The organism is Comamonas sp. GB3 AK4-5, assembly GCF_041320665.1.
Lineage (GTDB): Bacteria > Pseudomonadota > Gammaproteobacteria > Burkholderiales > Burkholderiaceae_C > Comamonas.
Genome location: NZ_CP166730.1, coordinates 2886473 through 2906581, shown reverse-complemented (window position 1 = coordinate 2906581; position 20109 = coordinate 2886473). Strand labels below are relative to the sequence as shown.

The following is a 20109-nucleotide window of genomic DNA, read 5'->3' as shown; positions in this document are numbered from 1 at the left end:
TACTCGGATACCAATTTCGAAGAGTTCAGGGAGACGAAGTTGGTGAATACACAAAAAATTTCTCAAGGCCAGGTCCAACGCAGTGCATTGACACTGGGCAATACGCTGGCCTGGCCGGCGCGCTATCTGCCGCACAAAGAGGCCATCGTGGTCTCGGATGCCCAGGGCCGCCGGGCCTGGAGCTATGCCCAGCTCGACGCCGAAGTCAACCGCCATGCCCATGGCCTGCAGCAGCTGGGCATTGGCCGGGGCGATGTGGTGGCCGCGTTTTTGTACAACACGCCGGCCTTTGTCTTCACCCTGCTGGCTGCGGCGCGGCTGGGCGCCATCTTCAATCCCATCAACTATCGGCTGGCGGCCCAGGAGCTGGCCTTTATCTTGCAAGACGGTGGCGCCAAGGCCCTGGTGTTTGAGCAAGAGGGCGCGGCCGTGGTGGAAAAAGCCCGGGATCTGCTGCCGCAGCTGCCGCACTGGATTTATGCCGACCCGGATATGGCGCCCGGCTTTGCCACGGCCCGCCTGGATGCGTTGGCAGCCCCGCAGCCCGCGACGCCGGTCGCTGTGCAGGTGGGCGAGGATGAGCCCTGCATTCTGATGTACACCAGCGGCACCACCGGCCGGCCCAAGGGCGTGCTGCACACCCACCGCAGCAAGCTGGCGCACAACGCCATGATGCACCAGGTGATGCAGTTCCGCCGCGAGGATGTGGGCCTGTCCCTGGCGCCGCTCAATCACACGGCCGAGCTGCACACCAGCTTTTTGCCACGGCTGCAGGTGGGCGCCACCCAGGTGCTGCAGCGCCGCTTTGATGCGGCCGATGCCCTGCGCCTGATCGAGCAGGAAAAGGTCACGTTTTTCTTTGCCGCGCCCACCATGGTCACCATGCTGCTCAACGAGCCCGCGCTGGCCCAGCGCCAGCTGACATCGCTGCGGCTGGTGGAATACGGCGGTGCCTCCATGGCCCCGCACCTGATCCGCGAATGGACGCGCCAGGTGGGCTCGGGCCTGGTGCAGGTCTTTGGCACCACGGAGATGGGGCCTTGCATGTCGGTGCTGTACCCGCATGAACAGCTGAGCCACGCCGGCTCGGCCGGGCTGCCCTCGTTGAACCATGACCTGCTGGTGGCCCGCGTGCGTGAGGACGGTGCGCCCAGCGACCCATTGGAGCCCTGCGCCGTGGGCGAGGTGGGTGAAATCCTGGTGCGAGGCCCCTGCATGATGGCTGGCTATCTGAACCGCCCGGAGGCCAATGCCAAGGCCCTGGCCCATGGCTGGTACCACACGGGCGATCTGGGTCATATCGATGGCGACGGCTATCTGTGGATACGCGACCGCATCGACTACATGATCAATTCCGGCGCCGAGAACGTCTACCCGCGCGAGGTGGAAGACGCCTTGATCGAACACCCCGATGTATTCGAAGCGGCGGTGGTGGGCGAGAAAGACGCACGTTGGGGCCAGGTGGTGGCCGCCTATGTGGTGGCCAAGCCCGGTGCGGCGCTCACCGCCGAACAGCTCGATGGCTTTCTGGTTCACGGCGATCGCCTGGCCGGCTACAAGCGCCCACGCGCCTACCACTTTGTGCAGGAGCTGCCCAAGACCACCAGCGGAAAAATCCAGAAGCATTTGCTGTGCCAACCCGATCTGTGCGTGGCGTGATGGCATCGCCAGCATAAAAATCCTGATGGGATGGAGTGGGTGCCGGAGTGGGCCTCCGCAGCGCTGCGGGCGCGGAATACACAGCCCCAACGCCCAGACAGCGTCTCAGGCTAGGCGCGCGCCCGATGACAGTACATTTGTACGGCAAGGGCAAGCAACACCGCATGAGACGCTGTATGGGCGCCTGAAAACGAAGAGTCTTGCTTGGCGTTATCTGCCATAAACCAGATCACGCAGGCCGAGGGAGATGCCAGGCACATAGGTAATCACCATCAGGCACAGCAAAATCACCGCCACAAAAGGCAGCAGGTGGTGAATGATGCGGTCCAGCGAAATGCGGGCCACCGTGCAGGCCGCAAACAGGTTGACGCCAAAGGGCGGGGTGATCATGCCCAGGGCCAGATTCACCACCATGATCAGGCCAAAATGCACCGGGTCCACACCGAAATGCGCAGCCACGGGGGCGAGTATGGGGGCCAGCACAATGATGGCGGCGCTGGTTTCGATGAACATGCCGATGATGAACAGCGCCGCATTCACCCCCAGCAAAAACATGGCCGGGCTTTGCAGCACCTGCTGCAGCCAATGGCCTATGGCCTCGGGTACGCCGGCGCGGGTGATCAAAAAGGCAAACAGGCCGGCGTTGGCGATGATGAACATGATCACCGCCGAAGACATGGCCGATTTGCGCAAGATGGCATACAGATCGCGCGGCCTGATCTCGCGGTAAATCCCCATGCCCACCACCAGGGCGTAGAAGACCGCCACTGCCGAGGCCTCGGTGGGCGTGAACACCCCGCCGTAAATGCCGCCCAGAATGATGACGGGCATCAGCAGCGCCCAGCCGGCCTGCAGCAGGGCACGGCCAAAAGGCATGCGACCCACGCCGTCGTTTTTGCCCCAGCCCTTGTATTTGCAATAGGCCCAGACAAAGGCCATCAGCGCCAGGCTGATCAAAATGCCGGGGCCAAAGCCGGCGATGAAGAGCTCGCCAATCGAGACCTCGGCGCTGACGCCGTACAGAATCATGGGGATGGAGGGCGGAATGATCACGCCCAGCTCGGCGCTGGTGGCCTGCAGCGCGGCCGCATAGCTGGTGGGGTAGCCATGCTTGATCAGGGCCGGAATCAAAATGGCGCCAATGGCAAAGGTGGTGGCCACGGACGAGCCCGAGACCGCGGCAAAAATCATGCAGGTAAGCACGCAGGTCATGGGCAGGCCGCCTTGCACGCCGCCCACAATGCTCTTGGCAAACTCCACCAACCGGCGCGAAATGCCGCCGGTTTCCATCAGATTGCCAGCCAGGATGAAAAACGGAATGGCGGCCAGCGGAAACCGGTTGATGGCGGAGAACATCTCCTTGGCCGAGATCAGCATGGGCGCGCCGCTGGCCTGTATGCCGAAGATGGAGGCCAGGCCGATGGAGACGGCCACAGAGATGGTCAGCGCAAAGCAGACCACCATGGTGAGAAGCATCACAGGGGTCATTGCGCGGTCTCCAGCTCGTTGCGTTGGGGATCGAGCAGATTGCCCAGAATCCCAGGCACGCTGAACAGGGCGCCCACGGGCACGGCCACATAGGCCCAGAACATGGAGACCGATTCCAGCCCCGCCATGGTTTGCACGCTGCCGCGCTGGGCATAGTCCCAGCCCCAGTACATCAGCACCGCCATCAACAGCAGCGAGGCCGTGCACACCAGGTATTCCAGCAGGCGGCGTATACGGGGCGGGCTCCAGCGGTGCAGCACATCCACGCTGACCATGGCACCTTGGCGAAAGGCCATGGGAATGGCCAGAAACACCATCCAGATCAGGCTGAAGCGGATCAGCACCTCGGTCCACTCTGCGGGCTGCTCCAGTACAAAGCGCATCAGGATCTGGAACATGCCCAGCAGCGCGGCCAGGGCCAGCATGGCGCAGGCGCCGGCCATGGCGCAGGCCGTGGTCCAGCGCTCCAGGGAAAGCAGGGCGTTTTTCATGGATGTGCAGTCAAACAGGTCGCAAGCGCTTGGCGTGTCTGCGTGGGCAGCTATCAAAACAGAGGCGCTGGGCGAAAAAAGAGCAGGCGGGGCACAGGGAAGAAAGACCCCGTGCCCCGCCATCAGTCCTCACTTGTAGTCGCGGATGCGGTCCATATTGGCCTTGCCGAACTGCTTTTCAAACTCGGCATTGGTCTTGGCCAGCACGGCCACAAACTTGGCCTTGTCCACGTTCTCCACCACTTGCATACCCTTGGCGCGCAACTCGGCCACGCCCTTGGCGTCATCCTCGTCCACGCGGGCGCGGTTGGCCTTGGTGGCCACTTTGGCGGCTTCGGCAAAAGCCTGCTTGTCGGCCGCGCTGAGCTTGTCGAAGCTGGCCTTGTTCATCACCAGAATGCAGGGCGAGTAGACATGGCCGGTCAGCGACAGGTATTTTTGCACTTGGTCGAACTTGGCCGAGGTGATGACGGGCAGGGGGTTTTCCTGGCCATCCACCGTGCCCTGCTGCAGGGCGGTGAACACCTCGGGAAAGGCCATGGGCGTGGTGATGATGCCCAGGGCCTTGTAGGCCTGGATGTGCACCGGGTTCTCCATGGTGCGCAGCTTCAGGCCCTTGAGGTCTTCGGGCGTGTTCACCGCCCGCTTGCTGTTGGTGACATGGCGGAAGCCGTTCTCGGCCCAGGCCAGGGCCTTGAAGCCCTTGCTGTCGAACTTGGCCAGCAACTCCTGGCCTATGGGGCCGTCGAGCACGGCGCGGGCATGGGTCTTGTCGCGGAACAGAAAGGGCACGTCCAGGATCTTGGTTTCGGGCACGAAATTGGGCACCGGGCCGCTGGAGCTGAAGGCCAGCTCCTGGGTGCCCAGCTGCACCGCCTCTATGGATTCACGCTCGCCGCCCAGAGAGCCGTTGTAGAAGGTCTGCACCTTGTAGCGTCCACCCGTGCGCTGCTCCACCTCCTTGGCAAAAGTGTCTATGGCCACACCCTGGTGGGAGTTCTGCGCCACCGAGATGCTGATGCGCATCGTGGTCTGCGCCTGTGCGCCGCTGGTGGCCATCAGGCCGAGGCCAAAGCCCAGGCTCAAACAAACGCACCAGGTGATCTTCGAAAGCTGCATGGTGTCTCCAGAGAAAGCCTCAACAGGTGGAGCCCCATTCTGGAGAGGCGCATGGCATGCGCGAGTGGGGAATGCCCTTGTCAGTGCAATCGCGGGTTGCTCCGCAGGGCAGAACACGGCAGGTGCAGTGCGTTTTAGAGCCGCTCCCATGAGCCAGTAAACCGTAGGTTTGCGGTCGAGACGAGGCGTGAGGCCGCTGGCAGTACAGAGGTACAGAGGTACAGAGGTACAGAGGTACAGAGGTACAGAGGTACAGAGGTACAGAGGTACAGAGGTACAGAGGTACAGAGGTACGACAAGGCTGAGCAACGACGTATCGAGGCTTGTGTGAGCGGCTCTAGCAGCCTTGTTGGCGGTAGGCATCCTCCGCCTTGCGGCGTGCCTTGCGTTGCCTGTCCTGGCTGGCGGCGCTGCTCGCGGTCTGGCTGTCCAGCTGCGCCATGCGGGCCTGGAGCTTGCTGCAGGCCGCAGCGTGGCGGGTTTCACGCTGGCTGGACTGCTGGGCCACGCGGCTGGCATGGGCCGCTTCGCTGCCGCGCCGGCTGCCGGGGTGCGGCCCTGGCGTGGCGGTGGCGGTCAGCTTGAGGGCTTGCTCCCATTGGCGCTGGGCCTGCTGCACCTGTTGTGGCCAGGGCAGGCTGGCGGGCACGGTTTCCATGCGCTCGATCAGCGCCTGGTGCTGGGCGCAATGCGCGTGTGACCAGAACTGGCCGCCGCCCTGGCCCTGGCACAGATAAACCGTGGCCTGGCCCGGTGCGGCCTGGGTGCTGCCATGCAAGGTGCTGAGCACATCGTCCACGGCATGGCCGCCGGCGCAAGGCGTTTGGGAGTAGCTGTTGCCGCAGCGGTAAATCGTCTGCCCCTGTGCCTGCAGCGGCAAGACATGGACCAGCAGGGCCAGCAAGGCGGTGAGGGTGGTGCGCATGCCTGCATGCTAGAAAGCTGCGCGGCGGCCAGGGCCGCCGTTGGGCCGGCTGCGTGGAGCCCATCACAAACGTGGCAAAAAAATGCGGCAAAAGAAAACGCGGCACCATGGCCGCGTTTTTGTGCGAGCAAGAAGTCTTGCTTACTGGATCTTGGCCTTGGCGCGCAGATCGTCCTGGAACTTCATCAGCTTTTGCTGTTCCAGTTGCTGGGCGATCTGGGGCTTGACCTCTTCCAGCGCAGGTAGCTGGGCCTGGCGGGTTTCCAGCACGCGGATCACATGCCAGCCAAACTGGCTCTTGACCGGCGCATCGGTCATCTGGCCCTTGTCCAGCTTGACCATGGCTTCGTTGAACTCGGGCACATAAGTGGAGGCATTGGCCCAGCCCAGGTCGCCGCCTTGGGCGCCGGATCCGGGGTCCTTGGACTCCTTCTTGGCGATGTCTTCAAACTTCTTGCCGCCCTTGACTTCGGCAATGATGGCCTTGGCGCGGTCTTCCGACTCCACCAGGATGTGGGCGGCGTGGAATTCCTTGGCTTCGCTGGCAGAGGCGAACTTGTCGTACTCGGCCTTGATGTCGGCGTCGGTGACGGGGTTCTTCTTCTGGAAGTCGGTGAACAGCTCGCGGATCAGAATCGTCTCGCGGGCCAGTTCCATCTGCTGGCGGTACTCGGGCGAAGCAGCCAGGCCACGGCGGTTGGCTTCTTGCATGAAGATTTCGCGGGCGATCACTTCATCCTTGATCTGGTCTTCCATTTCGGCGGGCACCGGGCGGCCGGAGCGTTCCAGCTGCTGCTTGAGCACTTCGGCGCGCTCCTTGGGCACAGGCTTGCCGTTGACGACGGCCAGGTTCTGGGCCGATGCCGAAAAGGCCATCGTGCCCAACAGGGCCGCGGTCACAAGACTGGACAAGAGCTGTTTTTTCATGCGGGTTCCACAAAGGAAAAAAATGAGCCCGCCGGCCGGCAGCGCAGCGGGGCTTGGAGGGTGAAATGCCGGCAACTACAACACTTCGATGGCCAGGGCATGCAGGCCCTGGTCCATCAAGTCTTGCAGGGAATCATACACAAGCCTATGGCGTGTCACGCGGCTCTTGCCATCAAACAGCGGGCTGGCAATGCGCACCCGAAAATGCGTGCCAAAGCCCGTGCCATTGGCGCCGGCGTGGCCGGCATGCTGGTGGCTTTCATCGATGACTTCCAACTGCGTGGGCGTCAGGTGCTGGCGCAGGCGCTGCTCCAGCGCTGCGGTGGTAAAGGACGGGGCGCTCATGGCTGCGGATCCTGCTTGGAGTCGGAGGTCGCGTCCTTCATGTGGCGGCTCAGATAAAGGGCCTGGCCCAGCACAAAGACCAGCATCAGCCCCATGCCGCCAAACAGCTTGAAGTTGACCCAGGTGTCGGTGTCGAAGTTATAGGCCACCCACAGATTGAGCACGCCCATGGCGGCGAAGAAGCCGGTCCAGCTCCAGCACATGCCGCGCCAGGCTGCGTCGGGCAGCTGCATTTGCGCGCCCATCAGGCTTTTGATGAAGTTCTTCTTGAAGAACAGCTGGCCCACCAACAGTGCGCCGCCCATGAGCCAGTACAGCACCGTGGGCTTCCATTTGATGAAGTTTTCACTGTTTCTGTGCAGCGTTTCTGCTGTCGCCGCGTCATATTGCGACACCCATTGAATGACAGCTTCGCTGTGCGTCAGCAGCGTAGATCCGCCGAATAAGACGATCACGCCCAGGCTGATCCATTGCATGGGTTCGACCTTGCCGGTCTTGAAGCGCAAATAGCCGATCTGCAGCACGGTGGCTACGATGGCCACGGCCGTGGCCGTGTAAATGCCCCAGACCTTGAAGGCCACAAAGAACAGGATGATGGGGAAGAAGTCGAGCAGCAGTTTCATGAAACGATGCGGGAGCGCCAGAGGGGCACATTACAAAACACTGCAGCATGCCACAGTCCAAAAGCCCTGCAGCCATGTCTCATGCGTGACGGGGATTTGCCGGCGCTGCAATGGCTGGCTTGGTGTGGGCAGGGCAGGGCGGGGCGGGGCAGGCTTCAGCCTTGCTTCAGCTCGGGAGGCAGCTCGCTGTCATCCAGGAATTCCAGAGAAGCGGAGTTCATGCAATAGCGCAGGCCGGTGGGTTGGGGGCCATCTTCAAACACATGGCCCAGGTGGGCGCCGCAGCGGCTGCACACGGTTTCCACGCGCACCATGCCGTGGCTGCGGTCCACGATTTCGGTGATGGCCTCGGGTTCGGCCTGGTGGAAGCTGGGCCAGCCACAGCCGGCGTCGAACTTGGTGGCGGAATCAAAAAGCTTGGCGCCGCAGCACATGCAGTGGTAGCTGCCGTCGGCCCAATGCTGCTCGTACTTGCCGGTAAAAGCGCGCTCGGTGGCGGCATGGCGCGTGACCTCGTAGGCCACGGCCTCGGCCTTTTTGGCTTGCAGCAGGGCCTGCCATTCGGCAGCGGTCTTCTGGATGGGGTAGGTCATGAGGAGCAACTGATGGAGATGGAGGCAGCCCAGTCGGGCGGAAAGCCCGCCCAGTCGCTGTGGGCCGGGTGGGCGTCGTAAGGAGTGGCGAGCACGGTCTGCAACTGGCGCAGCGGTTGTGCATCGCCGGCCTGGGCGGCGCGTATGACTTGCTCGCCCAGGTGGTTGCGCAGCACAAAGCGCGGGTTGGATTTTTGCATCAAATCAGCGTCTGGCGCAGCACCCAGGCGCTGCAGAAGCTCCTGATACGAGAGCAGCCAGCGCTGCCAGGCGCTGTGATCCACAAACAGGTCTTGCACCGCATCGTAGCTGGCGCTGGCTGCGGCCTCGCTCAAGCGGGTCCAGAAGATGGTGTAGTCCACACGCTCGCTGGCCAGCAGCTGCAGCAACTGGCCCACCACGGCGGTGGCCGGGTCGGCGCTCTCGTCCGAATTTGCCGCCAGCGCCGGCAGGCCCAGCTTGCGGCGCATCAGCGCGGCAAAGGCCTGGCTGAAGTGGGGGCGGTAGGCCTCGATGGCGGCCACGGTGGCGTCTTCCTCGCCAATCAGAGGGTGCAGGGCCTGGCCCAGGCAGAACAGATTCCAGTAGGCAATCTGCGGCTGCTGGCCAAAGGCGTAGCGGCCCTGGGTGTCGCTGTGGTTGCAGATATGACCGGGGTTGAAGCCATCCAGAAACTGGAAGGGGCCGTAGTCGATGGTCAGGCCCAGGATGGACATGTTGTCGCTGTTCATCACCCCGTGGCAAAAGCCCACGGCCTGCCAATGGGCCAGCATCTCGGCCGTGCGCTCGGCCACGGCGCGCAGCAGGGCGGCGTAGGGGCTGCCTCTGCTCTGGGTGCCTGCGTTGCGGCAGTCGGGGTAGTAGCGGTCGATGACGTAATCGGCTAGCTGGCGTAGCTCGGCCTGCTGGTCACGCGCGGCGAAATGCTCGAAATGGCCAAAGCGGATCAGGCTGGGCGCGGCGCGGCAGACCACGGCTGCGGTTTCCACCTCCTCGCGGTAGACCGGCGCCGGGCTGGATGTGAGGCTGAGCGCCCGCGTGGTGGGAATGCCCAGGGCGTGCATGGCCTCGCTGCACAGAAACTCGCGGATGGAGGAGCGCAGCACAGCGCGGCCGTCGCCCCGGCGCGAATAGGGCGTGGGGCCTGCGCCCTTGAGCTGCAGCTCCCAGCCCTGAGCGGGGTCACTGCCATCCTGGAGCTCGCCCAGCATGATGGCGCGGCCGTCACCCAGCTGGCCGGCCCAGACGCCAAATTGGTGGCCGCTGTAGACGCTGGCATAGGGCTGGCTGCCGGGCAGCAACTGGTTGCCCGTCAGCATCTGGGCGGCGGCATCACTGGCCAGCCAGGCCGCAGGAATGCCCAGCTGCGCGGCCAGATCGGGGCTGTGGGTGAGCAGCTGTGCCTGGGGCAGGGGCGTGGGCTGCAACCGGGTCAGAAAGGCAGGGCCCAGGCTGGCAAAGCCGTTGCTGTGCCAGGAAGGCTGCCAGGCAGATGGGACAGCAGACGGCGAAGAAGAAGCATGCATGGGGCCATTGTTGGAGCTTGGCCTTGTCCTTGCAGGGGGCGGGGCAAGCCCGGAGCAGTGCAGGGCCACAGCGCCGCGCATGTAGCTACACCTGCATCTGTATCTGCATCTGTACCAAATGCTTCACACAGAGATGGGTAAGACATGCGTCACCCAGGTGTCAGGCATGCATGCTGGAAAGCACGGAAAGTCGCCCAATGCGGCCTGGGCTACCATGTCTTCGCAAGAAAAAGCCATAAACACCGGACGACCGGACCCAAGGAGTACACCCCGTATGCAAGGTTTGATGCAGGACCAGCAGCTGCTGATCTCTTCGCTGATCGAATTCGCCAACCGTTTCCATGGCGACGCAGAAATCGTCTCGCGCCGCGTGGAAGGTGACATCCACCGCTATACCTACCGTGATTTGACGGCCCGCGCCAAGCAGCTGGCCAACGCACTGGACGGCCTGAAGCTGGCCCATGGCGACCGTGTGGCCAGCCTGGCCTGGAACGGCTACCGCCACATGGAGATGTATTTCGGCGTCAGCGGCTCGGGCCGGGTGCTGCACACCGTCAACCCGCGCCTGCACCCCGAGCAGATCGCCTGGATCGTCAACCATGCCGAAGACCAGGTGCTGTGCTTTGACATGACGTTCTTGCCCATCATCCAGGCCGTGCACACGCATTGCCCCATGGTGCGGCACTGGGTGGCGCTGTGCGATGCCGACAAATTGCCAGCCGACAGCGGCATTCCCGGCCTGGTCAGCTACGAGGCCTGGATTGGCTCCCAGTCCAAGCATTACCGCTGGCCGCAGCTGGACGAGAACACGGCGTCCAGCATGTGCTACACCAGCGGCACCACGGGCAACCCCAAGGCGGCGCTGTACAGCCACCGCTCCAGCGTGCTGCATGCCTATGGCGCGGCCCTGCCCGATGTGATGAACCTGTCCGCGCGCGACGCCGTACTGCCCGTGGTGCCCATGTTCCACGTCAACGCCTGGGGCCTGCCGTACTCGGCCGCGCTCACCGGTGCCAAGGTGGTCTTCCCCGGCCCGGCCCTGGATGGCAAATCGCTGTACGAGCTGATCGAGGCCGAGGGCGTGACCTTTGCCGCCGGTGTGCCCACGGTGTGGCAGATGCTGCTGACCCATATGCAGCAGGGCGGCCTGAAGTTCAGCAAGCTCAACCGCACGGTGATTGGTGGCTCGGCCTGCCCGCCGGCCATGATCGACGCCTTTGAAGACACCTATGGCGTGCGTGTGCTGCACGCCTGGGGTATGACCGAGATGAGCCCATTGGGCACCCTGGGCACGCTCAAGAACAAGCACTTGGCCCTGCCCAAGGAGCAGCAGCGCAAGATTCTGCAAAAACAGGGCCGCCCGATTTTTGGCGTGGACATGCGCATCGTTGACCATGATGGCAAGGACCAACCCTGGGACGGCAAGGCCTATGGCGACCTGCTGGTGCGCGGCCCCTGGATTCTGGACAGCTACTACAAGGGCAGCAGCCCTCTGGTGAAAGACGAGGAGGGCCTGGGCTGGTTCCCCACGGGCGACGTGGCCACCATAGACCCCGATGGCTATATGCAGATCACCGACCGCACCAAGGACGTGATCAAGTCCGGCGGCGAGTGGATCAGCTCCATCGACATCGAGAACATCGCCATGGGCCACCCCGCCGTGGCCATGGCGGCCTGCATTGGCATGCCCCATCCCAAATGGGATGAACGCCCCATCGTGGCGGTGGCCAAAAAGGCCGGCGCCGAGGTCTCGCGCGAGGAGATCCTGGCCTTCTTCGAGGGCAAGACGGCCAAGTGGCAAATCCCCGACGACGTGGTGTTTGTCGACGCCATTCCCCTGGGTGCCACGGGCAAGATGCTCAAGACCCGGCTGCGCGAGCAACTGACGGGTTACCAGCTGCCGGGGCTGTAATCCCCTGGGCTGCGCAGCGGGCGCAGCCCTTGAAAAACGAGAGCACTCTGTGCGGATAAGCGCGGGGTTTCAGGCAGGAGCTGCCTTGAAACCCTGGCGGTATCTGCAGGGAGTGCTCTTTTTTTCTGCAAGGTACAAGGGGCATTCCCTGCCGTAGAAGTCCCAGGATGCAGGCCGCATGTGGGGGGCTAGGCTTGGGTCTGTTTCGGGTTGAAACCACTTTGTCCATTCCGCGCAGTCCACCCAGGAGACCCACATGCAGTTTGTGTTGAAGACCACGTTTGCCACCCTGACCCTGGCCGCTGCCGCCAGCGCTGCAGCCCAGCAGGGCGAGACCGTCAAGATCGCCTGGCTGGACCCGTTGTCGGGCCTGATGGCGGCGTTGGGCAGCAACCAGATGAAGAGCTGGCAGTTCCTGGCCGAGGAATTCAGCAAGAAGAATGCGGCCGGTGTGAAGTTCGAAATCATCGCCATCGACAACAAGCTCAGTCCGCAAGAGACCGCCAGCGCACTGCGCTCGGCCATGGACCAGGGCGTGCGCTATGTGGTGCAGGGCAATGGCTCGGGCCCGGCGCTGGCCATCATCGACGCGCTGGAAAAGCACAACGCCCGCAACAAGGGCAAGGAGGTGCTCTACCTGAACTACGCGGCCGTGGACCCCGACCTCACCAACAGCAAATGCAGCTACTGGCATTTCCGCCTGGATGCCGACACCTCCATGAAGATGGAGGCGCTGACCACCTACCTCAAAGACCAGGCCGAGGTGAAAAAGGTCTACCTCATCAACCAGAACTATGCCCACGGCCACCAGGTGAGCAAATACGCCAAGGAGATGCTCAAGCGCAAGCGCCCGGATGTGGAAATCGTGGGTGACGACATGGCGCCGCTGGCCCAGGTGCGTGACTTCTCGCCCTATATCGCCAAGATCAAGCAGTCGGGGGCGGACAGCGTCATCACCGGCAACTGGGGCTCGGACCTGGCCCTGCTCATCAAGGCCGCCAACGACGCCGGGCTGAACAACGTCAAGTTCTACACCTACTACGGCGTTGCCACCGGCGCGCCCACGGCCATGGGGGCGGCCGCTGCGGGCAAGGTGTATATGGTGGGCTATGGCCACCTGAACGTCGAAGGCCCGATCAACAAGATCGTCAAGGACTTCAAGGCCCGATTCAACGAGGACATGTACACCGCCTCCGTCTACCACGGCTTTGCCATGCTCAGCGAGGCCATGGCCCGCGCCAAGAGCACCGAGCCGGTGAAGGTGGCAGCCGTGATGGAGGGCATGAAGTTCAACAGCTTCAACGGCGAGGTGGAAATGCGCAAAACCGACCACCAGCTGCAGCAGGGGCTGTTCATCACCCGCTGGGAAAAAGCCGGGGGCAAATACGCTATAGACTCGGAAAACACCGGCTACACCTTTGCGCCGGTGAAGTATTTCGAGCCCTATGTGGCCAGCACGCCCACGTCCTGCCAGATGAAGCGGCCGAGCTGACAACCGCCCTCGCCATGGGGCGCGGTTTCTCGGGGGCGCGGCAGTCCGCAATGGCTGCTGTGTCCATGGCAACACCGGCTCCTGGGGGCCGGTGAATCACAAGCGGGCGCGGGCCACTGGATGTCATGAGTCTGGAATTTTTCACCATCTCCTTGTTGAATGGCGTGAGCTACGGCTTGCTGCTGTTCATGCTCAGCTCGGGCCTGACGCTGATCTTCAGCATGATGGGTGTGCTGAACTTCGCCCACACCAGCTTTTACATGCTGGGTGCCTATTTCGCCTACACGCTCTCGGGCCTCATCGGCTTTTGGCCGGCGCTGTTCATTGCGCCGCTGCTGGTGGGCGCCTTGGGCGCGCTGTTCGAGCGGCTGTGCCTGCGCCGGGTGCACCAGTTCGGCCATGTGCCGGAGCTGCTGGTCACCTTTGGCCTGTCCTACCTGGTGCTGGAAGTGGTGCAGCTGCTCTGGGGCCGGGGCACCGTGCCCTATGGCCTGCCGCCGCAGTTGCAGGGGCCGCTTTTTACGCTGTATGGCACGCAGTTTCCCAAGTCACGCTCCTTTGTGATGCTGGTGGCGCTGTGCATGCTGGCGGCCGTGTGGCTGCTGCTGACGCGCACCCGCATCGGCATGGTGATTCAGGCCGCGCTCAAGCAGCCGCAGATGGTGGAGGCCCTGGGCCACAACGTGCCGCGCGTGTTCATGCTGGTGTTTGGCGGTGGCTGCGCACTGGCCGGGCTGGCGGGGGTGATCGGTGGCAACACCTACATCACCGAGCCGGCCATGGCCATGTCGGTGGGCTCCATCATTTTTGTGGTGGTGGTGGTGGGCGGCCTGGGCTCTCTGGCCGGGGCCTTTCTGGCCTCGCTCCTGATCGGCGTGGTGCAGACCTTTGCCGTGGCCATTGACTGGTCGGGGGCCGACCTGCTGGCTGCGGTGGGCTTGCCCGCCACCCCCGAGAGCTTTGGCTGGCCGGTGCTCAGCCTCACCGTGGCCCAGGTGGCGCCCATATTGCCCTATCTGTTCCTGGTGCTGATGCTGATCTTCCGCCCCAAGGGCCTGCTGGGCACGCGGGAGGACTGAGACCATGCAGCGATCCACTCCCACTTCCTCCGCCATCTCTGCCGTGAACCCTGCTGCTTCCACCATGTCACATGCGCCTCAAGCGATAGCTGCCGCAGCTTATGGGGACGGCGCTGTCTACCGATTTCGCCCCTTGAACATAGGCCGCATCCTGGTCTGGAGCCTGTTTGCCCTGCTGCTGGTGGTGGCACCTCTGGTGTTCAGCAGCAGCCTGGCGCTGACCCTGCTCAGCCAGATGGGCTATGCCATCATCATTTGCCTGTCCTACAACATCTTGCTGGGCCAGGGCGGCATGCTCAGCTTCGGGCATGCGGTCTACACCGGTCTGGGGGCCTTTGTGGCCATCCACGCCATGAACCTGGCCAGCCAGGACGGCTGGCCCATTGCGCTGCCGCTGATTCCCGTGGTGGGCGGCCTGGCCGGCATGTTCTTTGCCGCGCTGCTGGGTTGGGTCACCACGCGCAAAAGCGGCACCACCTTTGCCATGATCACCCTGGGCATGGGCGAGCTGGTGGCGGCCATGGCGCTGATGTTCCCGGGCTTCTTTGGCGGCGAGGGCGGCATCACCACCGACCGCGTCTACGGAACGCCGCTGCTGGGCATTACCTTTGGCCCGGCCATCGAGGTGTACTACCTCATTGCCGCCTACTGCCTGGTCTGCACGGCCGCCATGTTTGCCTTCACCGGCACGCCGCTGGGCCGCATGCTCAACGCCGTGCGCGACAACCCCGAGCGCGTGGCCTTTGTGGGCTACAACCCCCAGCGCGTGCGCTATATGGGCTTTGTGATTGCCGGATTTTTTGCCGGTGTGGGGGGCGGGCTGGCGGCCATCAATTTCGAGATCGTCACCGCCGCCGACAGCGTGAGCATGTTGCGCTCGGGAGCCTATCTGCTGTTCACCTTTCTGGGCGGGGCCACCTTCTTCTTTGGCCCCATCATCGGTGCCGTGCTGATGGTGCTGGCCATGGTGCTCATGTCCGAGCTGACCAAGGCCTGGATGCTGTACCTGGGCCTGGTGTTCCTCTTCATGGTGATGTATGCCCCGGGCGGCATTGCCAGTCTCATCATGATGAATTTTCGCCTGGCCAGGTACGGCAGGCTGGGGCGCATTGCGCCGGCCTATCTGGCGCTGGCGGGCACGGCCTTGACGGCCTTGCTGGGGGCGGCCGCCATGATCGAGATGGTCTACCACCTGCAGCTCAATGCCGCCTTGGGCGACAGCCTGCGCTTTGCCGGCATGGTGCTGGATGTGCGCAAGCCCGCCAGCTGGCTGGGTGCGGGCGGCTTGCTGCTCACCGGGCTGTTTCTGTTTGAGCTGGTGCGCCGCCAGTTTGTGCGCGACTGGGAGCAGGCGCAGGACGACATCGAACAAATCATTCAGCGGGAGGGCGTATGACACAGCACACCGCCACCCAGGCCGGCAACTACGCGCTGGAGCTGCGCGATGTGCGCAAGCGCTTTGGCAAGGCCGAGATCATCTGTGGCGCCCAACTGGCCGTGCGCCCGGGCGAGCGCGTGGCCGTGATCGGCCCCAATGGTGCGGGCAAGAGCACCTTGTTCAACCTCATCAGCGGGCGGTTTGCGCCCAGCAGCGGTGAGATCTATCTGCATGGCCAGCGCATCGACGGCAAGCCCCCGTTTGCCATCAACCGCGCCGGTCTGTCGCGCAGCTTTCAGATCACCAACATCTTCCCCAAGCTCAGCGTGTTCGAGAACCTGCGCTGCAGCGTGCTGTGGAGCATGGGCTGGCGCTACAACTTTCTGCGCTTTCTGTCGGGCATGCAGGACGTGAATGCCCGCGCCGAGCAGTTGCTGGTTCAGCTGCGGCTGGAGCGCCGCCGCGACACCCTGGCCACCAACCTGACCTATGCCGAGCAGCGGGCGCTGGAAATCGGCATCACCATTGGCGGAGGCGCCAGCGTGATCCTGCTGGACGAGCCCACGGCCGGCATGAGCCGCAGCGAAACCGGCCGCTTCATCGAGCTGATCCGCGAAGTCACCCAGGGCCGCACGCTGCTGACGGTGGAGCATGACATGGGCGTGGTGTTTGGCCTGGCCGATCGCATTGCCGTGGTGGTCTATGGCGAGGTGATTGCCTTTGATACGCCGGAGCGGGTGCGGGCAGATCCGCGCGTGCAGGCCGCGTATCTGGGGGCCACCCCCTGAATTTGATGCTCCCCCTGAGGCGCTGCGCGCCTTCCCCCCTCTCTTCGCGCTACGCGCGGGAGGGGGACGACACCGGCGCTGCGGGGCGGCCCTTGCGCGGTGTCCTGGCGAATGGGGCACTGCATGCCGCTGTGGAAGACCGGGAAATTTCGGGTTGCTTTCATGTCGGCCGGAGCGAGCGTGCGCAGCACAGCGGGGCTTCGTTTGACCTCCACAACGCCCATACAGCGCTTCAGGCGCGACGCTGGCCCGCAGACAGTACTTTGGTACGGCAAGGGCCAGCAACAAAGCATGAAGCGCTGTATGGGCGCCTCAAAACGAAGCAGCACATCATAGGAATGGGTGATTTGAAATGCTGAAGATTGAGCAATTGCACGCTTATTACGGTAAGAGCCATGTGCTGCATGGCGTGAATTTCCAGGTCGCTCCGGGCGAAATCGTGGCGCTGCTGGGCCGCAACGGTTCGGGGCGCAGCACCACGGCCAAGGCCATCATGGGGCTGGTGGATTGGCAGGGCGCTATCACCTGGAAGGGCCAGCCGCTGACGGGGCGCAAGACCTATGAGATTGCCCAGCTGGGCCTGGGCTATGTGCCCGAGAGCCGGGATGTGTTTCCCAATCTGACGGTGCAGCAAAACCTGCTCTTGGGCCAAAAAGGCAAGGGCAAGGGCAGCCGCTGGAGCCTGGACGATATGTACGCCATGTTCCCGCGTCTCAAGGAGCGCCAGCACACCGAGGCGGGCGTGATGTCCGGTGGCGAGCAGCAGATGCTGACGCTGTGCCGCACGCTGATGGGGGACCCGGACCTGGTGCTGATCGACGAGCCCACCGAAGGCCTGGCCCCCCAGATCGTGGAGCTGGTGGGCGACTACTTGGCCCGGCTGCGCGAGCGCGGGGTGTCGGTGCTGCTGATCGAGCAAAAGCTCACCATTGCGCTGCGCATCTCCGACCGGGCCCTGGTCATGGGCCATGGCGCCATCGTCTACGACGGCACGCCTGCGCAGCTGCTGGACAACGAGCGCGTGCGCCAGGAATGGTTGGAGGTGTGAGGCAAAACACCTTCTGCGCTGCCTGCTGCGCCACCCTGGTGTGGGGCGCAGCGGTTTGAGGTGATGCGCCGGGCTCAGTCGCGCAAACGCAGCTGCATCAGGATTTCGTCATGGCAGCGGCCTTCCACGCACAGCGCGCTGGGTTCGCAGCCATATTCGGTAAAGCCCAGCGACTGGTAGAGCCGCAGCGCGGCCATATTGCCAGCCGTCACGCCCAGGGTCAGCTGGCGCAGGCTGGTCAGCACACGGGTGTGGGCAATGACGGCCTTGAGCATTCGCCTGCCCAGGCCAAGGCCTCGTGCGCAGGGTGCTACATAGACCGAGTACAGCGCAGCCTTGTGCTGCAGCTTGGCCTGGGGCAGGTGCAGCAGGCCTACGCAACCCACCAGCACCTGGGCGGCGTTCCAGGCACCCCAGACGCCGCTGTGTGAAGGGCCATCCATGCGGGCCAGCACCTGCTCGTTGCTCAGGCTTTGCTCGCTGTCCACCGTGGCGCTGAAGGCGGTGGGTGAATCCAGCAAGGCCGCCAGGCGCAGCTGGCGAAAAGCGGGCATGTCGGCAGGGGCAAGGCGGCGGATGGTGTGCATGCAAAAAGCGGGAGACCTGACAAACAAAGAACCGGCAATGGTGGCCGGCGCAGGCGGCGCCTGCTGGCGCCATGCCCTATGTCGCACTGAGAGGCCTGGATATGCCCTGTATATGGCCCGGATATGGCCAGGCGCCTGCCCCGCGTCGCGTGCAGGACAGCGCGATGCAATACGTGTAACTACACTGCTCGAATAGCGTGTAGCTACACGTATTCCTAGAACAAGCTGCCCGCTGCCGCCCTGTGCGCGCCGAGGTGGCCACTGGAGACCCCGCATGCCCCCACGTTCCCCCGATGCACGCTGCACCAGCTTCACGGCGCGCAGCCTGTCGCGCAAGATGTCGCAGTTCTATGACGATATGTTGGCCCCTAGCGGCTTGCGCGGCACGCAGTTCAATGTGCTGGTCCAGGCCCGCCGGGCCCATAAGGCCGGCCAAAAGCCGTTGACGGTCACGCGCCTGGCCGAGCTGCTGCACACCGATCGCACCACGCTCACGCGCAATCTGCAGACGCTGCAAGGCCAGGGGCTGGTGGAGGTGGTGGCAGGTAGTGATGGCCGCAGCCGCTGCGTGGTGGTGACCGCTGCGGGCGAACAGGCTTTTCGCCAGGGACTGCAGTACTGGCGCAAGGCCCAGCAGCAGGTGCGTGCGGTCTGTGGGGAGGAGGTGGTGGCCCAGCTGGAGCAGGTGGTGGACCTGATGCTGGAGCGCCTGCAGGCCGCAGCGGAAGGGAGCGTTGCATGAGCGCGGTGATACCCGCCGCAGCTTCTGGAGGCAGGGCCGCCGCAGTCTCGCCGCTGTTGCAGGGCCGCATTCTGCCCACGCTGCTCAAACTCTCGGTTCCCAATGTGCTGGCCATGGTGATGGCCATGCTGGTGGGTGTGGCGGAGACCTATTACGTGGGCCAGCTGGGGCTGGTGCCGCTGGCGGCCATGGCCCTGGTGTTTCCGTTTGCCATGCTCACGCAGATGATGAGCAACGGCGCCATGGGCGGCGGCGTGTCCTCGGCCATCAGCCGGGCGCTGGGCGCGGGCGATCAGGTCAGGGCCGGCACGCTGGCCTTGCATGCCGTGGTCATAGGGATTGGCGCGGGCCTGGTCTATGCCGCATTGCTGGTGTGGCTGGGGCCGGTGTTCTTTGCCTGGCTGGGCGGCCGGGGCGAGGTGCTGACCGTGGCCAGCCACTATGGCCAGGTGCTGTTCAGCGGGGCCATGCTGGTGTGGCTGTGCAACACCCTGGCATCGGTGGTGCGCGGCACCGGCAATATGCGCGTGCCTTCCACCGTGGTGTTCGTGACGGCTGCGTTGCAAATCATGGTGGGTGGCGCCCTGGGCCTGGGTTTGGGGCCGTTTCCGCGCTGGGGCATGACGGGCGTGGCCATCGGCAATCTGCTGGCCATGGGGGCGGGCGTGCTGGTGCTGCTGGCCTACCTCCAGTGGGGGCAGCAGCGGTTGCGCCTTCCCTGGCGCGGTGTGCGCCTGTCCTGGCCCATGTTTCGCGACATTCTGCGCGTGGGGGCGCTGGCCTGCTTGTCACCGCTGCAGTCCGTGCTGACGGCCCTGGTCATGACCGGCCTGGTGGCCCGGCTGGGTCCGCAGGCGCTGGCGGGCTATGGCATAGGCCAGCGGTTGGAATTTTTGCTGATCCCCATTGCCTTTGGCGTGGGCGTGGCATCGGTGCCCATGGTGGGCATGGCCATGGGCGCAGGCCAGGTGCAGCGCGCCCGGCAGGTGGCCTGGGCCGCGGGCGGGGTGGCCGCCCTCACGCTGGCGGGGATTGGCGCCGTGGTGGTGGCGTGGCCGCGGCTGTGGTCGGGCATTTTCACCACCGACGCCCAGGTGCTGGCGCATGCCGATCTCTACCTGCGCATTGCGGGGCCGGGCTTTGCCTTCTTCGGCATGGGCTTGGCGCTGTATTTTGCGGCCCTGGGCTCGGGGCGCATTCTGGGGCCCATCGTGGCTGGCACGGCCCGCCTGGCCGTGGTGGCGGGCCTGGGCGCCTGGCTGACCCAGCAGGCCGGTGCCACGGCACAGTCGCTGTTTTGGGTGGTCACGGCCGGCATGCTGGTCTATGGCCTGGGAACCGTCTGGGCCGTGTGGCGCACGCGCTGGGATTGAAGCCCCCGCACGGT

The 20109-nt window shown here is 64.2% G+C and carries 19 protein-coding genes; 9 read left to right on the top strand and 10 right to left on the bottom strand.

Features of this window, described 5'->3' with window-relative positions:
• The first annotated feature begins 42 nt into the window (after positions 1 to 42).
• On the top strand, positions 43 to 1659 hold the full coding sequence (locus tag ACA027_RS13075) for a fatty acid--CoA ligase (protein WP_370678661.1): 1617 nt from the start codon (positions 43 to 45) through the stop codon (positions 1657 to 1659).
• 210 nt (positions 1660 to 1869) lie between these two features.
• On the opposite strand, the gene ACA027_RS13070 is transcribed toward ACA027_RS13075, so the two are convergent.
• The 9 genes from ACA027_RS13070 to ACA027_RS13030 all read right to left on the bottom strand — a co-directional run bounded on the left by ACA027_RS13070 (position 1870) and on the right by ACA027_RS13030 (position 9696).
• Complete coding sequence (locus ACA027_RS13070; RefSeq protein ID WP_370678660.1) at positions 1870 to 3147, bottom strand: TRAP transporter large permease; 1278 nt, start codon at positions 3145 to 3147, stop codon at positions 1870 to 1872.
• Positions 3144 to 3638 (bottom strand): TRAP transporter small permease, encoded by a 495-nt coding sequence (locus ACA027_RS13065; RefSeq protein WP_370678659.1) that lies wholly within the window; start codon positions 3636 to 3638, stop codon positions 3144 to 3146. Before ACA027_RS13065 ends, ACA027_RS13070 begins: the two co-directional genes overlap by 4 nt.
• A gap of 129 nt (positions 3639 to 3767) precedes the next feature.
• Complete coding sequence (locus ACA027_RS13060; protein ID WP_370678658.1) at positions 3768 to 4757, bottom strand: TRAP transporter substrate-binding protein; 990 nt, start codon at positions 4755 to 4757, stop codon at positions 3768 to 3770.
• A gap of 337 nt (positions 4758 to 5094) precedes the next feature.
• Entirely contained in the window at positions 5095 to 5682 is a 588-nt protein-coding gene (locus tag ACA027_RS13055) for a hypothetical protein (protein WP_370678657.1), read from the bottom strand.
• A 141-nt stretch (positions 5683 to 5823) separates the two neighbouring features.
• The gene (locus ACA027_RS13050; protein ID WP_370678656.1) at positions 5824 to 6609 is read right to left on the bottom strand and encodes a peptidylprolyl isomerase; all 786 of its coding nucleotides are present in this window, start codon (positions 6607 to 6609) and stop codon (positions 5824 to 5826) included.
• Positions 6610 to 6684: 75 nt separating this feature from the next.
• The gene (locus ACA027_RS13045) at positions 6685 to 6954 is read right to left on the bottom strand and encodes a BolA family protein (RefSeq protein ID WP_370678655.1); all 270 of its coding nucleotides are present in this window, start codon (positions 6952 to 6954) and stop codon (positions 6685 to 6687) included.
• Positions 6951 to 7577, bottom strand: coding sequence for an inner membrane-spanning protein YciB (locus ACA027_RS13040; RefSeq protein ID WP_370678654.1), 627 nt, complete (start codon positions 7575 to 7577; stop codon positions 6951 to 6953). The genes ACA027_RS13045 and ACA027_RS13040 overlap by 4 nt, the downstream gene beginning before the upstream one ends.
• Positions 7578 to 7732: 155 nt before the next feature.
• Positions 7733 to 8170 carry a peptide-methionine (R)-S-oxide reductase MsrB gene (msrB, locus tag ACA027_RS13035; protein ID WP_370678653.1) on the bottom strand — a complete coding sequence of 146 codons (438 nt, stop codon included), beginning with the start codon at positions 8168 to 8170 and terminating at the stop codon, positions 7733 to 7735.
• Positions 8167 to 9696 carry a YdiU family protein gene (locus ACA027_RS13030; protein ID WP_370678652.1) on the bottom strand — a complete coding sequence of 510 codons (1530 nt, stop codon included), beginning with the start codon at positions 9694 to 9696 and terminating at the stop codon, positions 8167 to 8169. Before ACA027_RS13030 ends, msrB begins: the two co-directional genes overlap by 4 nt.
• A 274-nt stretch (positions 9697 to 9970) precedes the next feature.
• Here ACA027_RS13030 and ACA027_RS13025 point away from each other — a divergent pair, with 274 nt between their 5' ends.
• The 6 genes from ACA027_RS13025 (at position 9971) to ACA027_RS13000 (ending at position 17393) form a co-directional block, all read left to right on the top strand.
• Positions 9971 to 11608 carry a 3-(methylthio)propionyl-CoA ligase gene (locus tag ACA027_RS13025; protein WP_370678651.1) on the top strand — a complete coding sequence of 546 codons (1638 nt, stop codon included), beginning with the start codon at positions 9971 to 9973 and terminating at the stop codon, positions 11606 to 11608.
• Positions 11609 to 11864: 256 nt separating this feature from the next.
• Complete coding sequence (locus ACA027_RS13020) at positions 11865 to 13100, top strand: branched-chain amino acid ABC transporter substrate-binding protein (RefSeq protein WP_370678650.1); 1236 nt, start codon at positions 11865 to 11867, stop codon at positions 13098 to 13100.
• 125 nt (positions 13101 to 13225) lie between these two features.
• Entirely contained in the window at positions 13226 to 14179 is a 954-nt protein-coding gene (locus ACA027_RS13015) for a branched-chain amino acid ABC transporter permease (protein WP_370678649.1), read from the top strand.
• Positions 14180 to 14243: 64 nt separating this feature from the next.
• Positions 14244 to 15575, top strand: coding sequence for a branched-chain amino acid ABC transporter permease (locus ACA027_RS13010; protein ID WP_370682580.1), 1332 nt, complete (start codon positions 14244 to 14246; stop codon positions 15573 to 15575).
• Positions 15572 to 16345: an ABC transporter ATP-binding protein gene (locus ACA027_RS13005; RefSeq protein ID WP_370678648.1), complete on the top strand. Its 774-nt coding sequence runs from the start codon at positions 15572 to 15574 to the stop codon at positions 16343 to 16345. The genes ACA027_RS13010 and ACA027_RS13005 overlap by 4 nt, the downstream gene beginning before the upstream one ends.
• Before the next feature lie 352 nt (positions 16346 to 16697).
• A complete protein-coding gene (locus ACA027_RS13000) occupies positions 16698 to 17393 on the top strand; it encodes an ABC transporter ATP-binding protein (RefSeq protein WP_370678647.1) in 696 nt (231 codons plus the stop codon).
• A 74-nt stretch (positions 17394 to 17467) separates the two neighbouring features.
• On the opposite strand, the gene ACA027_RS12995 is transcribed toward ACA027_RS13000, so the two are convergent.
• On the bottom strand, positions 17468 to 17980 hold the full coding sequence (locus tag ACA027_RS12995; protein ID WP_370678646.1) for an N-acetyltransferase family protein: 513 nt from the start codon (positions 17978 to 17980) through the stop codon (positions 17468 to 17470).
• Between the two features lie 274 nt (positions 17981 to 18254).
• Here ACA027_RS12995 and ACA027_RS12990 point away from each other — a divergent pair, with 274 nt between their 5' ends.
• Both ACA027_RS12990 and ACA027_RS12985 read left to right on the top strand, forming a co-directional pair.
• Positions 18255 to 18722, top strand: a complete 468-nt coding sequence (locus ACA027_RS12990) for a MarR family winged helix-turn-helix transcriptional regulator (RefSeq protein WP_370678645.1) — start codon at positions 18255 to 18257, stop codon at positions 18720 to 18722.
• Positions 18719 to 20095, top strand: coding sequence for an MATE family efflux transporter (locus ACA027_RS12985; RefSeq protein ID WP_370678644.1), 1377 nt, complete (start codon positions 18719 to 18721; stop codon positions 20093 to 20095). The genes ACA027_RS12990 and ACA027_RS12985 overlap by 4 nt, the downstream gene beginning before the upstream one ends.
• Positions 20096 to 20109: the final 14 nt, after the last annotated feature.

Bases quoted from the DNA above. Each gene is read 5' to 3' on its own strand.
- ACA027_RS13070 (WP_370678660.1), bottom strand. From the start codon at position 3,147: ATGACCCCTGTGATGCTTCTCACCATGGTGGTCTGCTTTGCGCTGACC.
- ACA027_RS13065 (WP_370678659.1), bottom strand. From the start codon at position 3,638: ATGAAAAACGCCCTGCTTTCCCTGGAGCGCTGGACCACGGCCTGCGCC.
- ACA027_RS13060 (WP_370678658.1), bottom strand. From the start codon at position 4,757: ATGCAGCTTTCGAAGATCACCTGGTGCGTTTGTTTGAGCCTGGGCTTT.
- ACA027_RS13055 (WP_370678657.1), bottom strand. From the start codon at position 5,682: ATGCGCACCACCCTCACCGCCTTGCTGGCCCTGCTGGTCCATGTCTTG.
- ACA027_RS13050 (WP_370678656.1), bottom strand. From the start codon at position 6,609: ATGAAAAAACAGCTCTTGTCCAGTCTTGTGACCGCGGCCCTGTTGGGC.
- ACA027_RS13045 (WP_370678655.1), bottom strand. From the start codon at position 6,954: ATGAGCGCCCCGTCCTTTACCACCGCAGCGCTGGAGCAGCGCCTGCGC.
- ACA027_RS13040 (WP_370678654.1), bottom strand. From the start codon at position 7,577: ATGAAACTGCTGCTCGACTTCTTCCCCATCATCCTGTTCTTTGTGGCC.
- msrB (WP_370678653.1), bottom strand. From the start codon at position 8,170: ATGACCTACCCCATCCAGAAGACCGCTGCCGAATGGCAGGCCCTGCTG.
- ACA027_RS13030 (WP_370678652.1), bottom strand. From the start codon at position 9,696: ATGCATGCTTCTTCTTCGCCGTCTGCTGTCCCATCTGCCTGGCAGCCT.
- ACA027_RS13025 (WP_370678651.1), top strand. From the start codon at position 9,971: ATGCAAGGTTTGATGCAGGACCAGCAGCTGCTGATCTCTTCGCTGATC.
- ACA027_RS13020 (WP_370678650.1), top strand. From the start codon at position 11,865: ATGCAGTTTGTGTTGAAGACCACGTTTGCCACCCTGACCCTGGCCGCT.
- ACA027_RS13015 (WP_370678649.1), top strand. From the start codon at position 13,226: ATGAGTCTGGAATTTTTCACCATCTCCTTGTTGAATGGCGTGAGCTAC.
- ACA027_RS13010 (WP_370682580.1), top strand. From the start codon at position 14,244: ATGTCACATGCGCCTCAAGCGATAGCTGCCGCAGCTTATGGGGACGGC.
- ACA027_RS13005 (WP_370678648.1), top strand. From the start codon at position 15,572: ATGACACAGCACACCGCCACCCAGGCCGGCAACTACGCGCTGGAGCTG.
- ACA027_RS13000 (WP_370678647.1), top strand. From the start codon at position 16,698: ATGCTGAAGATTGAGCAATTGCACGCTTATTACGGTAAGAGCCATGTG.
- ACA027_RS12995 (WP_370678646.1), bottom strand. From the start codon at position 17,980: ATGCACACCATCCGCCGCCTTGCCCCTGCCGACATGCCCGCTTTTCGC.
- ACA027_RS12990 (WP_370678645.1), top strand. From the start codon at position 18,255: ATGCCCCCACGTTCCCCCGATGCACGCTGCACCAGCTTCACGGCGCGC.
- ACA027_RS12985 (WP_370678644.1), top strand. From the start codon at position 18,719: ATGAGCGCGGTGATACCCGCCGCAGCTTCTGGAGGCAGGGCCGCCGCA.